Below are 14,765 nucleotides of genomic sequence, written 5' to 3'. Positions count from 1 at the left end.
CGGGCGGACGGGGGCCGTCTACCCGTCGGGCCACCAGGTGCGTGCGATGTCCTTGCGCACTTCGGGACGGCCCGCCGGGCGCTGTTCCGCCTCTTCGCGGAGCCTGCGGCTGTCCGTCCTCTTCAGCGGCTTCTGCACGGTCACACGGGCCATGGCTGCCTCCTCACAGTGCCTACCGGGTTCCGCGTTGCCCCGGGGATAGGCGCTTTTGGGGAGACTTGCTCATCGATGCCGGATTGTCAGTGGCGGATGTCACTCTGCGGTACATGACGAACGAGAGTGGCCGACGGGCCGCGACGGGCACCGAGGTGGACTGGGACGCGCAGGCCGCGGCCTTCGACGACGAGCCGGACCACGGTCTGCGGGCCCCCGAGGTGCGGGCCGCCTGGGCGGACCGGCTGCGCGGCTGGCTGCCCGGACGCCCCGCCGATGTCCTCGACCTCGGCTGCGGCACCGGCAGCCTGTCGCTCCTCGCCGCCGAGCAGGGACACCGGGTGACCGGGGTGGACAGCTCCCCGGCCATGGTCGGGCTCGCCCGCGCCAAGCTCACCGGGCGCGACGCGGCGGTCCTCCAGGGGGACGCGGCGTCACCGCCGGTGGGTGAGCGGAGCCACGACGTGGTCCTGGTCCGGCATGTGCTGTGGGCGCTGCCCGACCCCGCGCGGGTCCTGCGCCACTGGCGCACCCTGCTGCGGCCCGGAGGCCGGTTCGTGCTGGTCGAGGGCGTCTGGGGGGCTGTCAGCCCGGTGGGCATACCCGCCGCCCGGCTCGTGTCCCTGCTGGAGCCGGTCGCCCTCCGCACGCGGGTGGAGCGGCTGTCCGGCGACCCGCTGCTGTGGGGCAGGGCCGTGGACGACGAGCGGTACGCGGTGCTGGCGACCGTGTAGCGGCGGGCGAACGGGCGGGGTCCGGGCCGGCGGGGCCCCTCGGGGTCTCAGGCCAGCAGGTCGCCGAAGCCGCCCTCGCGGGCCAGCTTCTCCAGCTCGTCCAGCGCGGCGACGGCGGCGGACGCGGCCCCGGGATCCCGCTCCGCCAGCCCGCTCTCGGCGAACTCGTCCTCGTCCAGCCGCCGTACGTCCCGGCCGTCGGCGGAGCGCCACAGGTCCAGGTCGAGGTCCTCGACGACCAGCTCTGTGCCGGACCGGGTGGCCGGCCGGGTGATGTCGCAGTACCAGCCCTTCAGGGTGCCGTCCCCGGCCCGGACCTCCTTCACCGAGTACCACCGGTCCAGCCAGTAGTGCTCGGTGAACACGTCACCCGGTTCGAAGCGCACGAACCCGAAGTCGCGCACGCCCTCGCCCGCCCACGAGGCCCGCACCGAGACGCGGACGCCGTCCTCGTGCAGCAGCTCCGCCGGGTAACGGATCTTCACACGGCCGCCCTTGACCAGGACGACCTCCACCCGGCCGGCCGGGTCAGCCGGCCGCGCGGACATAGCGCACCTCCGTCGCGCAGATCTCGTAGCCGAGCCACTTGTTGATCGCGATCATCGGGTCGTTGCCGGCGTCGTTGCCCGTGAAGGCCTCGGTGATGCCGGCGGCGCGGGCCCGGTGCAGCGAGTGGACCTTGGCGAGCTTGGCCAGGCCGCGGCCGCGGTGGGCGCGCAGGGTGCCGGTCATCGAGGTGGTGTACCGGGTGCCGCCGTCGGTGTAGGCCACGGTGAAGGCGACCGGCCGGCCGTCGACGACCGCGGCGGTGGTCAGCTCGCGGTTCAGCAGCGGATGCCGCCAGTTCTGCTCGAGCCAGGCGTCGTAGTCCGTGAACTCGACGGGCACCATGCCCGGTTCGTCGGTCACCGTCGCCGCGTCCAGCTCGAACAGCGGGCGCGGGTCGTCCGCGAAGTCCGCGGCCGTGCGCAGCTCGACGCCCGGCGGGGGCTCCGGGAGCGCCGGGAGGGTGCCGTTCGCCAGGTCGAGGCGGAGGAAGTGGGCCGGGCGTCCCATGGTGTAGCCGTTCCGCTCGGCGAAGGCGCGGTTGGCGGGCTCGTCGAGGACCCAGGTGTACAGCTTGGTCGCGCCGACGGCGTCGAGGTGCTCCTCGGCCGCGCGGACGAGCAGCCGGCCGGCTCCGCGGCCGGTCCGGTCCGGGCGGACGTAGACGTTGAGGAAACCCTGGCCCGGCTCCGGGCTGTCGTGCGCCAGGGACACCCCGGCGGCGCCGATCACCTCGCCGTCCTCGACGGCGACCAGCGAGCGGAAGTGGGCGTCGGGATGGCTGTGGGTGACGAGGTGGCGGACCGATTCCGGGGTGAACAGGATGTACGGCAGGGCGAGATGGCGGACCCGGGCGTAGCCCTCTGTGTCGGCCGGGACGTCGGGGCGCAGATCGCGCACGATCACTGTCATGGGGAGGCACCGTACGGGCCGGGGCGCCGGGGGTGCCTCCCATTTTCCGCCGGGTGCGGGACAATCGGCCCTGTGAGCCTGAAGATCCACATCGATGACAGCGCGCCGCCGTACGAGCAGGTACGGGCGCAGATCTCCGAACAGGCACGGTCCGGGGCCCTGCCGGTGGGCTACCGGCTGCCGACCGTGCGGGGGCTGGCGGAGTCGCTGGGGCTGGCGGTGAACACGGTGGCCAAGGCGTACCGGGCGCTGGAGGGCGACGGGGTGATCGAGACACGGGGCCGCAACGGCACGGTCGTCGCGGCCGCGGGCCCGGCCGCCGTGCGCGAGGCCGCGTCGGCCGCCCAGGTCTACGCGGAGCGGGCGCACCGGCTCGGACTGGGGGAGGAGGACGCCCTGGCCGCCGTACGGGACGCCCTGCGGGCGGCTTACGGGGACTAGTGCTGTGACCGGAAAGGTTTGCCGGAAAGCTCGCGGCGTCCGGTGCGGTGCATCGCAAGGCGGAGCATCGCCCGCGTACTGGACGTACTCGGGTGATGCGACAACGCGGCGAGGTGCCGTGCCGGGCGTCGCGAGCCGGTGAACCTTTCCGGTCGCAGCACTAGGTGTGACCCGCAGCGTCGTTGACGCGGCGGGTCAATACACCTGGGGCCTCTCGTTCGGCTCATGCTCCCTGATCCTGCCTGACCCGGACGGAGTGCCCCGGGTCAGCGTGCCCGGGCCGGTTCCGGTGTCCGGGTGACGGCCAGTCCTGCCCGGCGCGCCGCCCCCGCGAACGCCACCGCGTCCTGGACCGCCGCGCCCCCGGGATCGTTGTTGAAGTACGCGTACACGTCCTCCCCCTCGGACCAGGTCGTCGCGATCCGGTCCACCCAGGTCTCCAGGGACCGCCTGCCGTAGCGCGGCCACGGCTGCGCGCGGCCCTGGTGGAAGCGGACGTACCCCCAGCCGGTGGTGCGCCACAGCGGGGTGACCGGGCGGGCCAGGACGTCCGCCCAGCACAGGGCGGCGCCCCGGGACGACAGCACCTCGCGCACCTCGGCCGTCCACCAGGAGTCGTGCCGCGGCTCGACGGCGACCCGCGTGCCCGGCGGGAAGCAGGCCAGGCAGGCGTCCAGCAGGGGCGGGTCCGCGCGGAGGGTCGGCGGGAGCTGGAGGAGGACCGGACCCAGCCGGTCGCCCAGTCCCGCCGCGTGGGTCATCAGCCGGTGCACCGGCTCCTCGGGCTCCTTCAGGCGCTTGATGTGGGTCAGATAGCGGCTGGCCTTCACCGCGACCACGAAGTCCGGCGGCACCCGCACCCGCCAGGCGGCGAAGTTGTCGTACGAGGGCAGCCGGTAGAAGGCGTTGTTGATCTCCACGGTGAGGAACCGGCGCGTGTACTCCTCCAGCCACAGCCGCGCCGGGACCCCCGCCGGGTAGACGACCTCCCGCCAGTCCTTGTACTGCCATCCCGAGGTGCCGACGAACACGGTCATACGGCCATGAAAGCACCCGGAGCCGCCGCCTTCAGGTCCACCGGGCGGCTACAGGTACAGCCCCGCGTCCGCCCCCTCCCGCGCCCCCGGCACCGACGTCGGCGCCGTGCCCCGGCGCAGCGCGTACAGCTCGGCCAGGGTGGCGCCCTCCCGGCCGACCCCCTCCTCGGTGCCGAGCCAGCCGACCGACTCGGCGCGGGTCAGCGGGCCCACCTCGATGCGGGCCAGACAGCGGCCGGGCCGCACGACGGCCGGGTGCAGCCGCTCCAGGTCCTCGTTGGTGGTGACGCCGACCAGGACGTTGCGGCCCTGGCCGAGCAGGCCGTCGGTGAGGTTGAGCAGCCGGGACAGGGCCTGGCCCGCGGTGTGCCGGGCCTCGCCGCGGATCAGCTCGTCGCAGTCCTCCAGCAGGAGCAGCCGCCAGCGGCCCTTGCCCGCCGCGTCCTCCTCGCCGATCGCGATGTCCATCAGATAGCCGACGTCGGAGAAGAGCCGCTCCGGGTCGAGCACGCAGTCCACCTGGCACCAGTCGCGCCAGGAACGGGCGAGTGTGCGCAGCGCGGAGGTCTTGCCGGTGCCGGGCGGCCCGTGCAGCAGGAGCAGCCGGCCGGCGATGTCCTCGGGGGTCGTCTTCATCAGACGGTCCATCGCGTCCGCGACGGGCGCGGTGTAGTTGGGCCGGACCTCGTCCCAGGTGCCCGCCGAGATCTGCCGGGTGGTGCGGTGCGGGCCGCGGCGCGGGGAGACGTACCAGAAGCCCATGGTCACGTTCTCCGGCTGGGGCTCCGGCTCGTCGGCCGCGCCGTCCGTCGCCCGGTCCAGGACCGTCTTCGCCAGCTCGGCGCTGGTCGCGGTCACCGTGACGTCCGCGCCCCGGTTCCAGCGGGAGACCAGCAGTGTCCAGCCGTCGCCCTCGGCGAGGGTCGCGCTGCGGTCGTCGTCGCGGGCGGCCCGCAGCACCCGGGCGCCCTCCGGCAGCAGGGTCGCGCCGGAGCGCACGCGGTCGATGTTCACCGCGTGGGAGTACGGCTGCTCGCCCGTCGCGAAGCGGCCGAGGAACAGCGCGTCGACGACGTCGGACGGCGAGTCGGAGTCGTCGACGTGGAGCCGGATCGGCAGAGCGTCGTGTGGGTTCGCAGACATGGGGCCATGATCCGGCACCGATGCCCCCGGCGCACGGCATTTCCACCCCTTGTCCGGGTGTTCCCCACGCCTGCCGCGATCCCGGATCCGGCCGTTACTGTGGTCCTTGATGGGGCGTCATGAGTGGTCTGCGGGGGTTCGGCGGCGGTGGCGGCTCACCGCCCTGCTCGGTGTGTCGGCGGCCGTGCTGGCCCTGGTGGTGACCCTGCTCGGCACGCCGCCCGGAGGCGGCGCGGGCACCGCGGGCACCTCGCGCGACGGGGGCGGGGCGCACGGCACGCCCGCCGCGCCCCGCGGGCGCCCGGAGCTCGCCGTGGGATGGGGCTTCACCCACACCCAGTACAGCGCCGACCAGGGCAGTGCCACCGCCACCGGGCGGGTCGCCGGACGGCTGGCGAAGGACCGCGGGCTGCCCCAGGTCCAGGCACTGATGGGCTGGGGCGCCGACAACCCCGAGCCGGTGAAGGGGCATTACGACTTCGGCGCGATGGACCGCCGGGTCGGCTTCATCCGCGAGTCCGGCGGCACCCCCGTCATCACGCTGTGCTGCGCGCCGGACTGGATGAAGGGCGGCAGGCCCGGCGGCACCGACTGGAGCCGGGCCGCCCTGGAGACCGCGCCCACCCCGGACCACTACCAGGACTTCGCCGACCTCGCCGCGACCGTCGCCCGGCGCTATCCGGGCGTACGGCACTTCATCGTCTGGAACGAGTTCAAGGGCTTCTGGAACGACGCCGAGCACCGCTGGGACTACGAGGGCTACACGAGGATGTACAACCTCGTCCACCGGGCCCTGAAGAAGGTCGACGAGGACATCATGGTCGGCGGCCCCTACCTCGTCATGGACAGTCTCGACCCGCGGGCGGAGAACGCCTCGGCCGGCTTCCGGGGTCCCTGGGGCGCCATGGACCAGCGGGTCCTCGACGCCTTCCGCTACTGGAACACCCATCGGACCGGCGCCGACTTCGTGGTCGTGGACGGCTCCAGCTATACCAACGACGGCGACCCGCTGCCCGACGAGTTCGCGGCCACCGACAAGCTCACCGCGGTGAGCGAGTGGGTACGCCGGCAGACCCACGACCTGCCCCTGTGGTGGGCCGAGTACTACGTCGAGCCCGCCGGCGCCGACGGCGGGCGCACCGGCTGGTCCGAGGACCACCGCCGCGCCGTCCACGCCACGGGGATGATCGCCATGGCCAGGGGCGGCGCGGACTCCGGCTTCTACTGGAACCCCGAGGACGAGAAGGGCGCCGGCTGCCCCGGCTGCCTGTGGACACCGACCGGCGGCGCCGGCGGCGGGCGGGAACTGCCCATGTACGGCCTGGTGGCCGGGTTCCACCGAGCGTTCCCGCCGGGCACCCGGTTCGAGACCGTGTCCGTCGCCCCGGACGACGTCCCGAACGTGCGGGTGCTGGCGAGCGCCAGAACCGTCCTGGTGGTGAACACCCTGAACCGGCCGATCAGCGCGCGGGTCGACGGCAGACGGTTCGGCATGCGCGCCTACGAGGTGAGGTGGCTGACCCGCTGAACCACCCCGCCCCGCCCGTCACTTCATCGTCAGGAACCGCTGCACCAGCGAGGCCAGCACCACCGCCAGCAGCGGCAGCGCGAACCAGAAGCCGCCCTGCAGCCACCGCAGCCGGCGCACGCTCGGCCGCGCCGCGACCCGGAGCACCTCGCGCGCAACGAGCAGCGGCACCAGCGCGAGGGCGGCCACCGCGCCGGTCACCGACCAGGGCGTCCAGGTGATCCGCGGCCCGACCGGCCCGGGATCCGGCTCCGGCACCGTGCCCGCCGGCCGCCCGCGCGCCGCGTACACCGTGACGTCCTCGTTGACCAGGATCCTGGCCAGCTCAGGCCGGGCGTCCAGGTTCCGCAGCAGCCGGGACTCCCAGGACGCCGGATACCCGGCGTCCAGCCGCAGGTACCTGACCTGACTCTCGTTGACCATCAGATACGAGTTCGGGCCCGCGTCCTCCAGCGCCTCGACCAGGCCCGACACCAGCACCGGGTCCACCGGCGCCCGTGTCGGCAGGTAGTCGACCCGCTCCATGTCCCGGGCGCCCCAAGGCAGCGCCGGGGTCACGTCGTCGACGGGGTCCTGGCTCAGCCACAGCAGCCGCACCGTCGGCTCGTCGTGGGCGTACACCCAGTCCATCGCCGCGACCTCGCCGGGCCGGGTCCGCTCGAACGGCTCGTTGCCCCACCGGGCCACCAGGAAGCCGCCCATCAGCAGCAGCCCGGCCAGCAGCGCGGCCAGCGGCGCGAGGCTCACCCGGTCCCTGTCGCGCTCCTGCCGGGTGGCACCGGTGCGCGGGAAGAGGGCGAGGGCGCCGAGCAGGGCGGCTCCGGGCAGCGCGAACATGAACACGCGCAGCGCCATCTCACCGCCGTACGACTGCATGCCGAAGCCGAGGAAGGGGACGAAGGCGAGGACCGGCAGCGAGCGTTCCCGGTACCGGTGGAAGCGGCGCCGCCACCAGCCCCAGCAGGCGAGGCCCAGTACCGAGCCGGCCAGCAGGACCCTGGTGTACAGCACCAGCTTGTGCGTCGAACTCCCGCCCTCGATCCGCCCGGAGACGGAGGTCGAGACATTGCCGCCGACCCCGCCGACCCCGCCGAACAGGTCGTCGAAGTGACCGGACCAGTACGGCTCGGCCATGAAGCCGACCCAGACCGCGACCAGCACCGCGCACAGCAGCGGCAGCCCGCGCAGCTCCGAACGGCCGCACAGCACCAGGGCCGTGAGCACCCCGAGCATCACGAACGGGGTGAGCTGGTGCGCGGGCACACTCGCCGCGTACAGGCCGATCAGCACCAGCAGCAGCACCGCCCGCTGCCGCCTGCCGGTGGGCTCCACCTCGGCCTCGCCCGGGCGGAACCGGGTCCGGATGACATACGGGGCGCGGAACCAGACCAGCAGGATCGCCACGAAGACGAGGTACAGCAGGTACGTGAAGCCCTGGGGGGAGAAGTAGTCCTGACCGACCCAGCCGCTCAGCACGAAGATCCACACGCCGGTCCACTTGGCCCGCCAGCCCGCCCGCAGCGACCGGGTGAGCAGGAACAGCGGTGCCAGGTAGGCGAGCTGGATCGCCGTGGGCCACCAGCGGATGACCTCGGTGAGGTCGCCGACGCCGCACGCACGGGCCACGAAGGCGGCCGCCGCGAAGAAGCCCGGCCAGCTCCAGCGGGCGTCCAGGTCCGGTACGGCGGAGCCGGTGCGGTCGACGTAGTCGATGAAGCCCAGGTGCTGCCAGGCCGTCGGGAACCGCGGCTCGCTCTCCAGCACCGCGGGCAGCGCGTGCAGGGAGACCACCGTCGCCAGCAGGGTGACCAGCAGCAGGGCCCGGTGCTCGCGGCGCAGCCACAGCAGCGAGGCGAACACCGTGACCAGCAGCGCGGCCCCCACCAGCGTCGGCGGCGGCAGCACCGAGACCAGCCCGAGCCCGCCCATCCGGTCCAGGTCGGCCTCGCCGAGCCGCAGCGCGGGCACCCAGTACAGCAGGAGCGCGGCGGTCAGCAGACAGCCGAGGACGACGCCGGTACGGGTGGGCAGTGGGCCTTCGCGCGGCGCGGGCGGGGGAGGCTCCTGCGCATCCGGGTCGTCCTCCACGGCGCGGGTGGGAACCGCCGTCCCGAACGGCGCGTCCACCCGCGTCTCCGGCACGGGGGCGGTCGCCGCCGGGCCGGCCGAGGCCCCGGCACCCGGCCCCGGTTCCCCGGCCGCCTCGGCGGGCGACGGCATCGGCGGCGGTGCCGGCGTGCCGGGGCCCGGGCGGACGTCCGGCCGGTGTTCGGCGTGGTCGGCGTCGGCATGGACGACCGGGCCGGGGGTGGCGCCGCCGTGCGCCCAGGCCGGGCCGCGCCGGCGCCCGGGGAGACCGGCCGGGGCGTCGTGTGCCCCCAGGTCCGCGAGATCGCCGTCCGGGGCCGCCGTCTCCGGTGCGACGGGCGGCGCGGACCGGATCGTCCGCCACAGCCTCGGCGCCGCGATCGCCACGATCACCGCGAGGCTGGAGATCTCGGCGACGCCCGCGCCGGTCAGCCCCGCCCGGGGCAGGAGCAGCAGCGTCAGCCCGAGCACCAGCGCGCACAACAGGCCCTGCAACCAGGCGAGTTGGGCGGTGCGGCTCTGCGCGCGCAGCACCGCGAAGTACGTCTCCGTGACCACCCGCAGCACCGCGCCCACCGCGAACCAGCGCAGCAGCGGGGTCGCCGCCTGCGCGTAGCCGGCGCCGAAGACGCCCAGGATCCATGGCGCGCCGGCGAACAGCACGGCCGCGACCGGCAGCATGATCCGGGCCATCCGGCGCAGCGCGGCCCGGGTGTTGGCGGCCAGCCGCCCCGGATCGTGCGAGCCCTCCACGGTCAGGGAGGCGCCCATGTTGACGGCGAGCAGGTTGGTCGTGCCGCCGATCGTGGTGGTGATGTAGAAGTACGCGTTGTCCTCGGCGCTGACCTGCGCGGCGATGATCACCGGGACGAGGTGGACCACGGCGAGCGAGAACAGCGAGCCGGTGCAGTCCCCGGCGAGGAACCGCCCGATCTCCCGCAGCGTCGGCGGCGTCGCGCCGTCCCCGGTGGCGCCGGCGTGCCGGGGCACCAGCCGGCGGAACACCAGCCAGCCGAGCGGCACCACCGAGACGGCGATCGCCGCGACCCAGGACACGAAGACACCGGTGGTGGGCACGGCGACGGCGAACGCGACGAGCAGTCCCAGCTTCACCGCCGAGAACGCGGTGTTGCCCACCGGCACCCAGGGCGCGCTGCGCAGCCCGGTCAGCACCCCGTCCTGGAGCGTGAGCACGTTCCAGGCCATGACGGCCACGACGAAGCCGAGCCCGTTCACCGGCCCGTGCAGGAACCGGTACGACGGCCCCCACACGTCCAGGGTCAGCAGGAAGACCCCCGCCGCCAGCGCGACGACCAGCGAACTGCCCGCGTACGTCCGGAGGATGAGCCGGCCGACGTGCCGGCCGGCGACGGGGATGAACCGGGCCAGCGCCCCGGTCAGGGTGACCGCGGTCAGCCCGGCGAGCAGCTTCATCGCGGCGATGGCGGCGGAGCCCTGCCCGACCGCCGACTCGGAGTAGTGGCGCGCCGCGGCCAGCCAGAAGCCCAGCCCCAGGACGGCGGAGATGCCGGTGTTGAGCATCAGCGCGTAGGCGTTGCGGAACAGCGGGCTGCCGCCCGGCGGCCGCCCGGACCCGGGCAGCCGCAGCCGGCGCCCGGGCCGTACGGGCGCCCCGGTCCCGGGTGCCGCGGCCTCGGTGGTGGTGGTCGTGTCAGACACGGGGACGGATGGCCTTCCGGCGGACCTGGCGTGCTCTGCGGACGAGGGCGTAGCCCTTGGTGAGGGCGCGGTCCCTGGCGAAGGCGCGGGCGATCGCGCGGCCCCGGAGCAGCCGTTCGAACTCCTCGGCGCCCGTGCCGCGCCGGACGGTGACGCGCTCGATGGCGTACGGCCCCTGGCGCCGGCGGGCGAGCCCGTTGCCGACGGCGAGCGCCTGGCCGTACCCCGCCTCGCGCACCGCCCGGCGGACCCGGCGGCTGGAGTAGCCGTACGGGTAGGCGAACGACTCGGGCCGGGCGCCCAGTTCGCCGGTGAGGATCTCGGTGCCCCGGGACAGCTCCGAGGCCAGCGCGCGGTCGTCGAGCTGGTCGAGCTGCGGGTGGGTGTGGCTGTGCCCGCCGATCTCGACGCCCGCGCCGGCCAGTTCGCGCACCTGCGGCCAGTCGAGCATGGTGTCCGGGCCGCCGCCGGTGTCGTGGGCGCCTCGGATCCAGCCGGTGGAGACGAACAGCGTGGCCGGGAAGCCGTGCTCGGCGAGCACGGGCAGGGCGTGCCGGTGGACGCCCTCGTAGCCGTCGTCGAAGGTGATCAGCACCGGCCGGGCGGGCAGCGGCCGGCCGGAGCGCCAGCGCGCCGCGAGGCCGGCGGTGGTGAGCGGGGTCAGGCCGAGGTCGCCGACGATTCCCATCTGCTCGGCGAACGCCTCCGGGGCGACGGACAGGGCCCGGGTGCCCTCGTTCGGCGCGGTGGCCACCGCGTGGTACATGAGGATCGGCACCGGTGCGTCAGACATGGGCGTCCCCCTCGATCCGTACGACGTGGAACGCGGCCGGGCCGCGCCACGCCCGAGCACTGCCCACCGCGTAGCCGCCGGCCGCCGTGAGCACCCCGGCGACGATCGCGCCCGCGCGGCCCGCGCCGCCCGGCCGGGCGAGCAGGGCGTCCCGCAGTCCGCGGGCCACCCCCCCGGGCAGCACCCGGGTGGTGTACCGGCGTTCGGACGCGAGGCCCTCGCCCGCGCCGACGCTCCGGGCCACCAGCGCCTTCGACAGGCCCTCCGCCCAGGCGCGGGCGCGGAAGTACGCGAAGCGCTCGCGCGCCGCGGGCACCCGGTGGTGGATCACCGCGCGGTCGTCGACGATCAGCACGGCGCCGGGGCGGGCCCGGGTGAGGCGGATGCACAGTTCCGTCTCCTCGCAGCCCAGCGGGCGGCGGTCGCCGTCGCGGCCGATGCCGGTGGCGAAGCCGCCCGCCGCCTCGAACGCGGTGCGCCGGAAGGAGGCGTTGCCGCCCAGGACGTTGCGGACCCGGACCCGGCCCGGCGGCAGGCCCCGGTAGGTGCAGCCCACCACCCAGTCGAACTCCTCCGGGAACCAGGCCGGCCGCCGGCCCGAGGCCCAGACGGGCACCGTGCGGCCGCCGACCGCCATCACCCGCGGGTCGGCGTACCCCTCGGCGAAGCGGCGCAGCCAGTCCCGCTCGGCCACGGCGTCGTCGTCCAGGAAGGCGACGACCTCGCCCCGGGAGGCCGCGATGCCGGTGTTGCGTCCGGCCGACAGCCCGCGCGGGCCGGCGTTGGGCAGCACCAGCACGCCGGCCGCCTCCCGGTACTCGCGCGCCAGCCGGTCCAGCAGGGCCGCGTTGTGGTCGACGACCAGCAGGGTCTCGAGGGCCCGGTACGACTGGGCACGTACCGAGGAGACCGCCGCGAGGATGTCCTCCCAGCGGTCCTCGGTGTACACGCAGATCACGACGGAGATGCCGGGATCCTTCAAGACGCCGCTCCCCGCCCGGCGCCGAGCAGCGGGGAGCGGTGACCGCGCCGGCGCAGGGCACGCCGGTTGGACCGCTCGCCGAGGATGACCCGCAGCACCCGGAGCCCGTCCCGCACGGCCCGCAGATTGCTCGTGCCGTGGATGCGCAGGTACTCGTGGCTGGGGATCTCCTGCACTCTCAGGCCCGCCTTGACCACTCTGATGTTCATGAGCGTCTCGACCTCGAAGCCGGTGCAGTCGAGTTCGATCCTGTCCAGGCAGTGCCGCCAGAAGGCGTTGTATCCGTAGCAGAGATCGGTGTAGCGGGCGCCGAACTTGCGGTTGACGACCGTGCACAGCGCCCAGTTGCCGAGCTTGCGGACGAAGGTCATGTCGTCCGTGCCGCCGCCGTTGGCGAAGCGCGAGCCCTTGGCGAAGTCGGCGCCCGAGACCAGGGCGGAGACGTACGACACGATCTCGGCCCCGTCGGCCGAGCCGTCCGCGTCGACCATCACGATGATGTCGCCGCTGCACGCCGCGAAACCACTGATCAGGGCGTCTCCCTTGCCCTTGCCGCGCTGTCCGACGACCTTCAGCCCGGGCCACAGCGAGCGGGCGACCTCGACGGTGCCGTCGGTGGAGTCGCCGTCCACGAGGACGACTTCATGGATCCAGCCCGGCAGCGACTTGAAGACGTAGGGCAGGTTCTCCGCCTCGTTCATGGCGGGGATCACCACGCTCACCGGCGGAGTGATCGCCAGGTGCGAGGAGATGGGCCGGTAGCGGGTGGTCAGTAACGGATCCCGGTCCGGACCGGGCGGATGCAGCACAGAACTCATGGGTGTGGTCCCTCTCGTCCGGTGGACCGCCCGCCCCTGGGCGGCCCGCTCTGTTCCGGTTCGAAAAGGGGGTTCTCGTCTTCGGCACGGCTCGGCCACCAGTGCGGTCACCGAGCACGGCACCCCCCTGCCGCGCCCCGCGCCGGAACGTCACGGCCCCGAGCCCTCCCCTGAACCGTGTACCGACGGACCGTTGCGGGTGAGTTGTATGACGGTATTGACGATTGAAGCAGAATCGCAAGGCCTGGAAGCAAATATCACGTTGTTCTGCTTGGACCGTTACATAACTTCAGTCCGTATTGTCACTCTTGGGTCGATTCCTCGGCCGGACCGTCCGCCCGGCGCGGACGGACAGGAACACCAGCAGGCTGAGGCACATCACCGCGACGGCGCCGCCGCGGACCGACCAGCGGTGCGCGGCGAGCATGCCCTGGGCGACCAGCATGTTCAGCACGACCGCACCCGCGAGCGCGGCGATCGCGCGGCCGAACGGTTCCAGCCCGCGCAAGCCCGACCCGATCGCCGCGGCCGGCGCGGCGAGCAGGAGGAACAGCGTGCACGGGCCGCGCAGTGGCGAGTCGGTGCCGGTGAGCGTGAGCAGCGCGCCGACCGTGCCGACGGCGGTGGCGGCCCCCGCGACCAGCGGCGACAGGTCCCTCCCCGGTCCTGTCCCGTCCCACTCGGCGTCGTCCGTACCGCCGTCCGGTGAAGGTGTCTCGATGCGTGAGGTCTGCATGGGCGACTTTGCCCCCCGGCGCGCCTGATGTCGGCCTCAATGTCGCGCAGCCCGCGTGGGCCGTCAAGACGGCACCCTCCTTCCAGACGTGTGTTCCCCGAGCGGCTGTGAGCTCTGCGCCGAGGGTGCCCGCGGGGCCGGCTGACGCCCTGTCGGGCGGATGGGGCGGCATGGGCGCGCAATACGCCGGCCGGTGAACGTTGTGGGGCGATTGCGTCGGGATGTCGTGAGAAGTCGTTGAGATCGAAAAAGTTTTTGGCATGGACACTTCCAGTCAACACGCGTAGTTGCTACGACAGTTGTGGCAGAGATCCTGCTAAAGGGAGGTTCCATGAGACGTTCCCGACTTACCGGATTCGTTACCTCGCTCCTCCTCGCCACCGGCCTCTCCCTCACCGGGGCCGCCACGGCGCAGGCGTCCTCGACCGCCGTGAGCGGCGGCTACGTGGCGCTCGGCGACTCCTACTCCTCGGGGGTCGGATCGGGCAGTTACATCAGCTCCAGCGGCAGTTGCGACCGCAGCACCAAGGCGTACCCCTACCTGTGGAACGCCGCCCACAGCCCCTCCTCGTTCGCCTTCAACGCCTGCTCGGGCGCCAAGACGGGGGATGTGCTGGCCAATCAGCTCGGCTCGCTCAACTCCTCGACCGCCCTGGTCTCCATCACCATCGGCGGCAACGACGCCGGTTTCGCCGACGTCATGACGACCTGTGTCACCTCGTCCGACAGCACCTGCCTGGCCAAGATCAACACCGCCAAGGCGTACGTCGACTCCACGCTCCCCGGCAAGCTCGACACCGTCTACGACGCGATCAGCGCCAAAGCCCCGTCCGCCCGGGTCGTCGTCATCGGCTACCCCCGCTTCTACAAGCTCGGGCAGACCTGCCTGGGCCTCTCCGAGACCAAGCGGTCCGCGATCAACGGCGCGGCCGACTACCTCGACAACGCCGTCCAGAAGCGCGCCCTCGACCACAACTTCGTCTTCGGTGACGTACGCACCACGTTCACCGGCCACGAGATCTGCTCCAGCAGCTCCTGGCTCCACAGCGTCAACTGGCTCGACATCGGCGAGTCGTACCACCCGACCGCTACCGGCCAGTCCGGCGGCTATCTGCCGGTGCTCGCCAACGCGGCCTGAGCCGGGCGGGTGAGACCGTCAATCAAGGCTCCACCA

The 14,765-nt window shown here is 73.4% G+C and carries 14 protein-coding genes; 4 read left to right on the top strand and 10 right to left on the bottom strand.

The annotated features are described in order from the left end of the window. Nucleotides 1-18: 18 nt before the first annotated feature. Nucleotides 19-153, bottom strand: coding sequence for a hypothetical protein (locus tag AB0924_RS04455; protein ID WP_366910622.1), 135 nt, complete (start codon nt 151-153; stop codon nt 19-21). 113 nt (nt 154-266) lie between these two features. On the opposite strand from AB0924_RS04455, the gene AB0924_RS04450 reads away from it, so the two are divergent. Continuing rightward, nucleotides 267-887, top strand: coding sequence for a class I SAM-dependent methyltransferase (locus AB0924_RS04450; RefSeq protein ID WP_358934920.1), 621 nt, complete (start codon nt 267-269; stop codon nt 885-887). Nucleotides 888-934: 47 nt separating this feature from the next. Here the strand turns inward: AB0924_RS04450 and AB0924_RS04445 are convergent, their stop codons facing one another. Together AB0924_RS04445 and AB0924_RS04440 are read right to left on the bottom strand one after the other, a co-directional pair. Next, complete coding sequence (locus tag AB0924_RS04445) at nt 935-1,435, bottom strand: DUF402 domain-containing protein (protein ID WP_366910621.1); 501 nt, start codon at nt 1,433-1,435, stop codon at nt 935-937. Further along, entirely contained in the window at nt 1,416-2,345 is a 930-nt protein-coding gene (locus AB0924_RS04440; RefSeq protein ID WP_366910620.1) for a GNAT family N-acetyltransferase, read from the bottom strand. Before AB0924_RS04440 ends, AB0924_RS04445 begins: the two co-directional genes overlap by 20 nt. A 72-nt stretch (nt 2,346-2,417) precedes the next feature. On the opposite strand from AB0924_RS04440, the gene AB0924_RS04435 reads away from it, so the two are divergent. Beyond that, nucleotides 2,418-2,786, top strand: a complete 369-nt coding sequence (locus tag AB0924_RS04435) for a GntR family transcriptional regulator (RefSeq protein WP_358934926.1) — start codon at nt 2,418-2,420, stop codon at nt 2,784-2,786. 266 nt (nt 2,787-3,052) lie between these two features. On the opposite strand, the gene AB0924_RS04430 is transcribed toward AB0924_RS04435, so the two are convergent. After that, the gene (locus AB0924_RS04430; RefSeq protein WP_358934928.1) at nt 3,053-3,823 is read right to left on the bottom strand and encodes a DUF72 domain-containing protein; all 771 of its coding nucleotides are present in this window, start codon (nt 3,821-3,823) and stop codon (nt 3,053-3,055) included. 48 nt (nt 3,824-3,871) lie between these two features. After that, nucleotides 3,872-4,966 carry a DUF5925 domain-containing protein gene (locus tag AB0924_RS04425; RefSeq protein ID WP_358934930.1) on the bottom strand — a complete coding sequence of 365 codons (1,095 nt, stop codon included), beginning with the start codon at nt 4,964-4,966 and terminating at the stop codon, nt 3,872-3,874. Between the two features lie 109 nt (nt 4,967-5,075). On the opposite strand from AB0924_RS04425, the gene AB0924_RS04420 reads away from it, so the two are divergent. Next, nucleotides 5,076-6,494, top strand: a complete 1,419-nt coding sequence (locus AB0924_RS04420) for a xylan 1,4-beta-xylosidase (RefSeq protein WP_366910618.1) — start codon at nt 5,076-5,078, stop codon at nt 6,492-6,494. A gap of 18 nt (nt 6,495-6,512) precedes the next feature. Here the strand turns inward: AB0924_RS04420 and AB0924_RS04415 are convergent, their stop codons facing one another. The 5 genes from AB0924_RS04415 to AB0924_RS04395 form a co-directional block, all read right to left on the bottom strand. Further along, entirely contained in the window at nt 6,513-10,262 is a 3,750-nt protein-coding gene (locus tag AB0924_RS04415) for a lipopolysaccharide biosynthesis protein (RefSeq protein ID WP_366910617.1), read from the bottom strand. Further along, nucleotides 10,255-11,055 (bottom strand): polysaccharide deacetylase family protein, encoded by an 801-nt coding sequence (locus AB0924_RS04410; RefSeq protein WP_366910616.1) that lies wholly within the window; start codon nt 11,053-11,055, stop codon nt 10,255-10,257. Before AB0924_RS04410 ends, AB0924_RS04415 begins: the two co-directional genes overlap by 8 nt. After that, entirely contained in the window at nt 11,048-12,037 is a 990-nt protein-coding gene (locus AB0924_RS04405; RefSeq protein WP_366910615.1) for a glycosyltransferase family 2 protein, read from the bottom strand. Before AB0924_RS04405 ends, AB0924_RS04410 begins: the two co-directional genes overlap by 8 nt. After that, on the bottom strand, nt 12,034-12,855 hold the full coding sequence (locus AB0924_RS04400) for a glycosyltransferase family 2 protein (protein ID WP_366910614.1): 822 nt from the start codon (nt 12,853-12,855) through the stop codon (nt 12,034-12,036). The genes AB0924_RS04405 and AB0924_RS04400 overlap by 4 nt, the downstream gene beginning before the upstream one ends. 289 nt (nt 12,856-13,144) lie before the next feature. Continuing rightward, nucleotides 13,145-13,591 (bottom strand): hypothetical protein, encoded by a 447-nt coding sequence (locus tag AB0924_RS04395; protein ID WP_366910613.1) that lies wholly within the window; start codon nt 13,589-13,591, stop codon nt 13,145-13,147. Between the two features lie 331 nt (nt 13,592-13,922). Between AB0924_RS04395 and AB0924_RS04390 the strand changes: the two genes are divergently transcribed. Continuing rightward, a complete protein-coding gene (locus tag AB0924_RS04390) occupies nt 13,923-14,729 on the top strand; it encodes an SGNH/GDSL hydrolase family protein (protein ID WP_366910612.1) in 807 nt (268 codons plus the stop codon). Nucleotides 14,730-14,765: the final 36 nt, after the last annotated feature.

Origin of the sequence: Streptomyces sp. NPDC047869, from assembly GCF_040704065.1 — a bacterium.
GTDB lineage: Bacteria > Actinomycetota > Actinomycetes > Streptomycetales > Streptomycetaceae > Streptomyces.
This window is presented reverse-complemented; position numbering and strand designations above follow the sequence as displayed.

Excerpts from the sequence above, each read along its gene's own strand:
- AB0924_RS04455 (WP_366910622.1), bottom strand. The coding sequence starts at position 153 with ATGGCCCGTGTGACCGTGCAGAAGCCGCTGAAGAGGACGGACAGCCGC.
- AB0924_RS04450 (WP_358934920.1), top strand. The coding sequence starts at position 267 with ATGACGAACGAGAGTGGCCGACGGGCCGCGACGGGCACCGAGGTGGAC.
- AB0924_RS04445 (WP_366910621.1), bottom strand. The coding sequence starts at position 1,435 with ATGTCCGCGCGGCCGGCTGACCCGGCCGGCCGGGTGGAGGTCGTCCTG.
- AB0924_RS04440 (WP_366910620.1), bottom strand. The coding sequence starts at position 2,345 with ATGACAGTGATCGTGCGCGATCTGCGCCCCGACGTCCCGGCCGACACA.
- AB0924_RS04430 (WP_358934928.1), bottom strand. The coding sequence starts at position 3,823 with ATGACCGTGTTCGTCGGCACCTCGGGATGGCAGTACAAGGACTGGCGG.
- AB0924_RS04425 (WP_358934930.1), bottom strand. The coding sequence starts at position 4,966 with ATGTCTGCGAACCCACACGACGCTCTGCCGATCCGGCTCCACGTCGAC.
- AB0924_RS04420 (WP_366910618.1), top strand. The coding sequence starts at position 5,076 with ATGGGGCGTCATGAGTGGTCTGCGGGGGTTCGGCGGCGGTGGCGGCTC.
- AB0924_RS04410 (WP_366910616.1), bottom strand. The coding sequence starts at position 11,055 with ATGTCTGACGCACCGGTGCCGATCCTCATGTACCACGCGGTGGCCACC.
- AB0924_RS04400 (WP_366910614.1), bottom strand. The coding sequence starts at position 12,855 with ATGAGTTCTGTGCTGCATCCGCCCGGTCCGGACCGGGATCCGTTACTG.
- AB0924_RS04395 (WP_366910613.1), bottom strand. The coding sequence starts at position 13,591 with ATGCAGACCTCACGCATCGAGACACCTTCACCGGACGGCGGTACGGAC.
- AB0924_RS04390 (WP_366910612.1), top strand. The coding sequence starts at position 13,923 with ATGAGACGTTCCCGACTTACCGGATTCGTTACCTCGCTCCTCCTCGCC.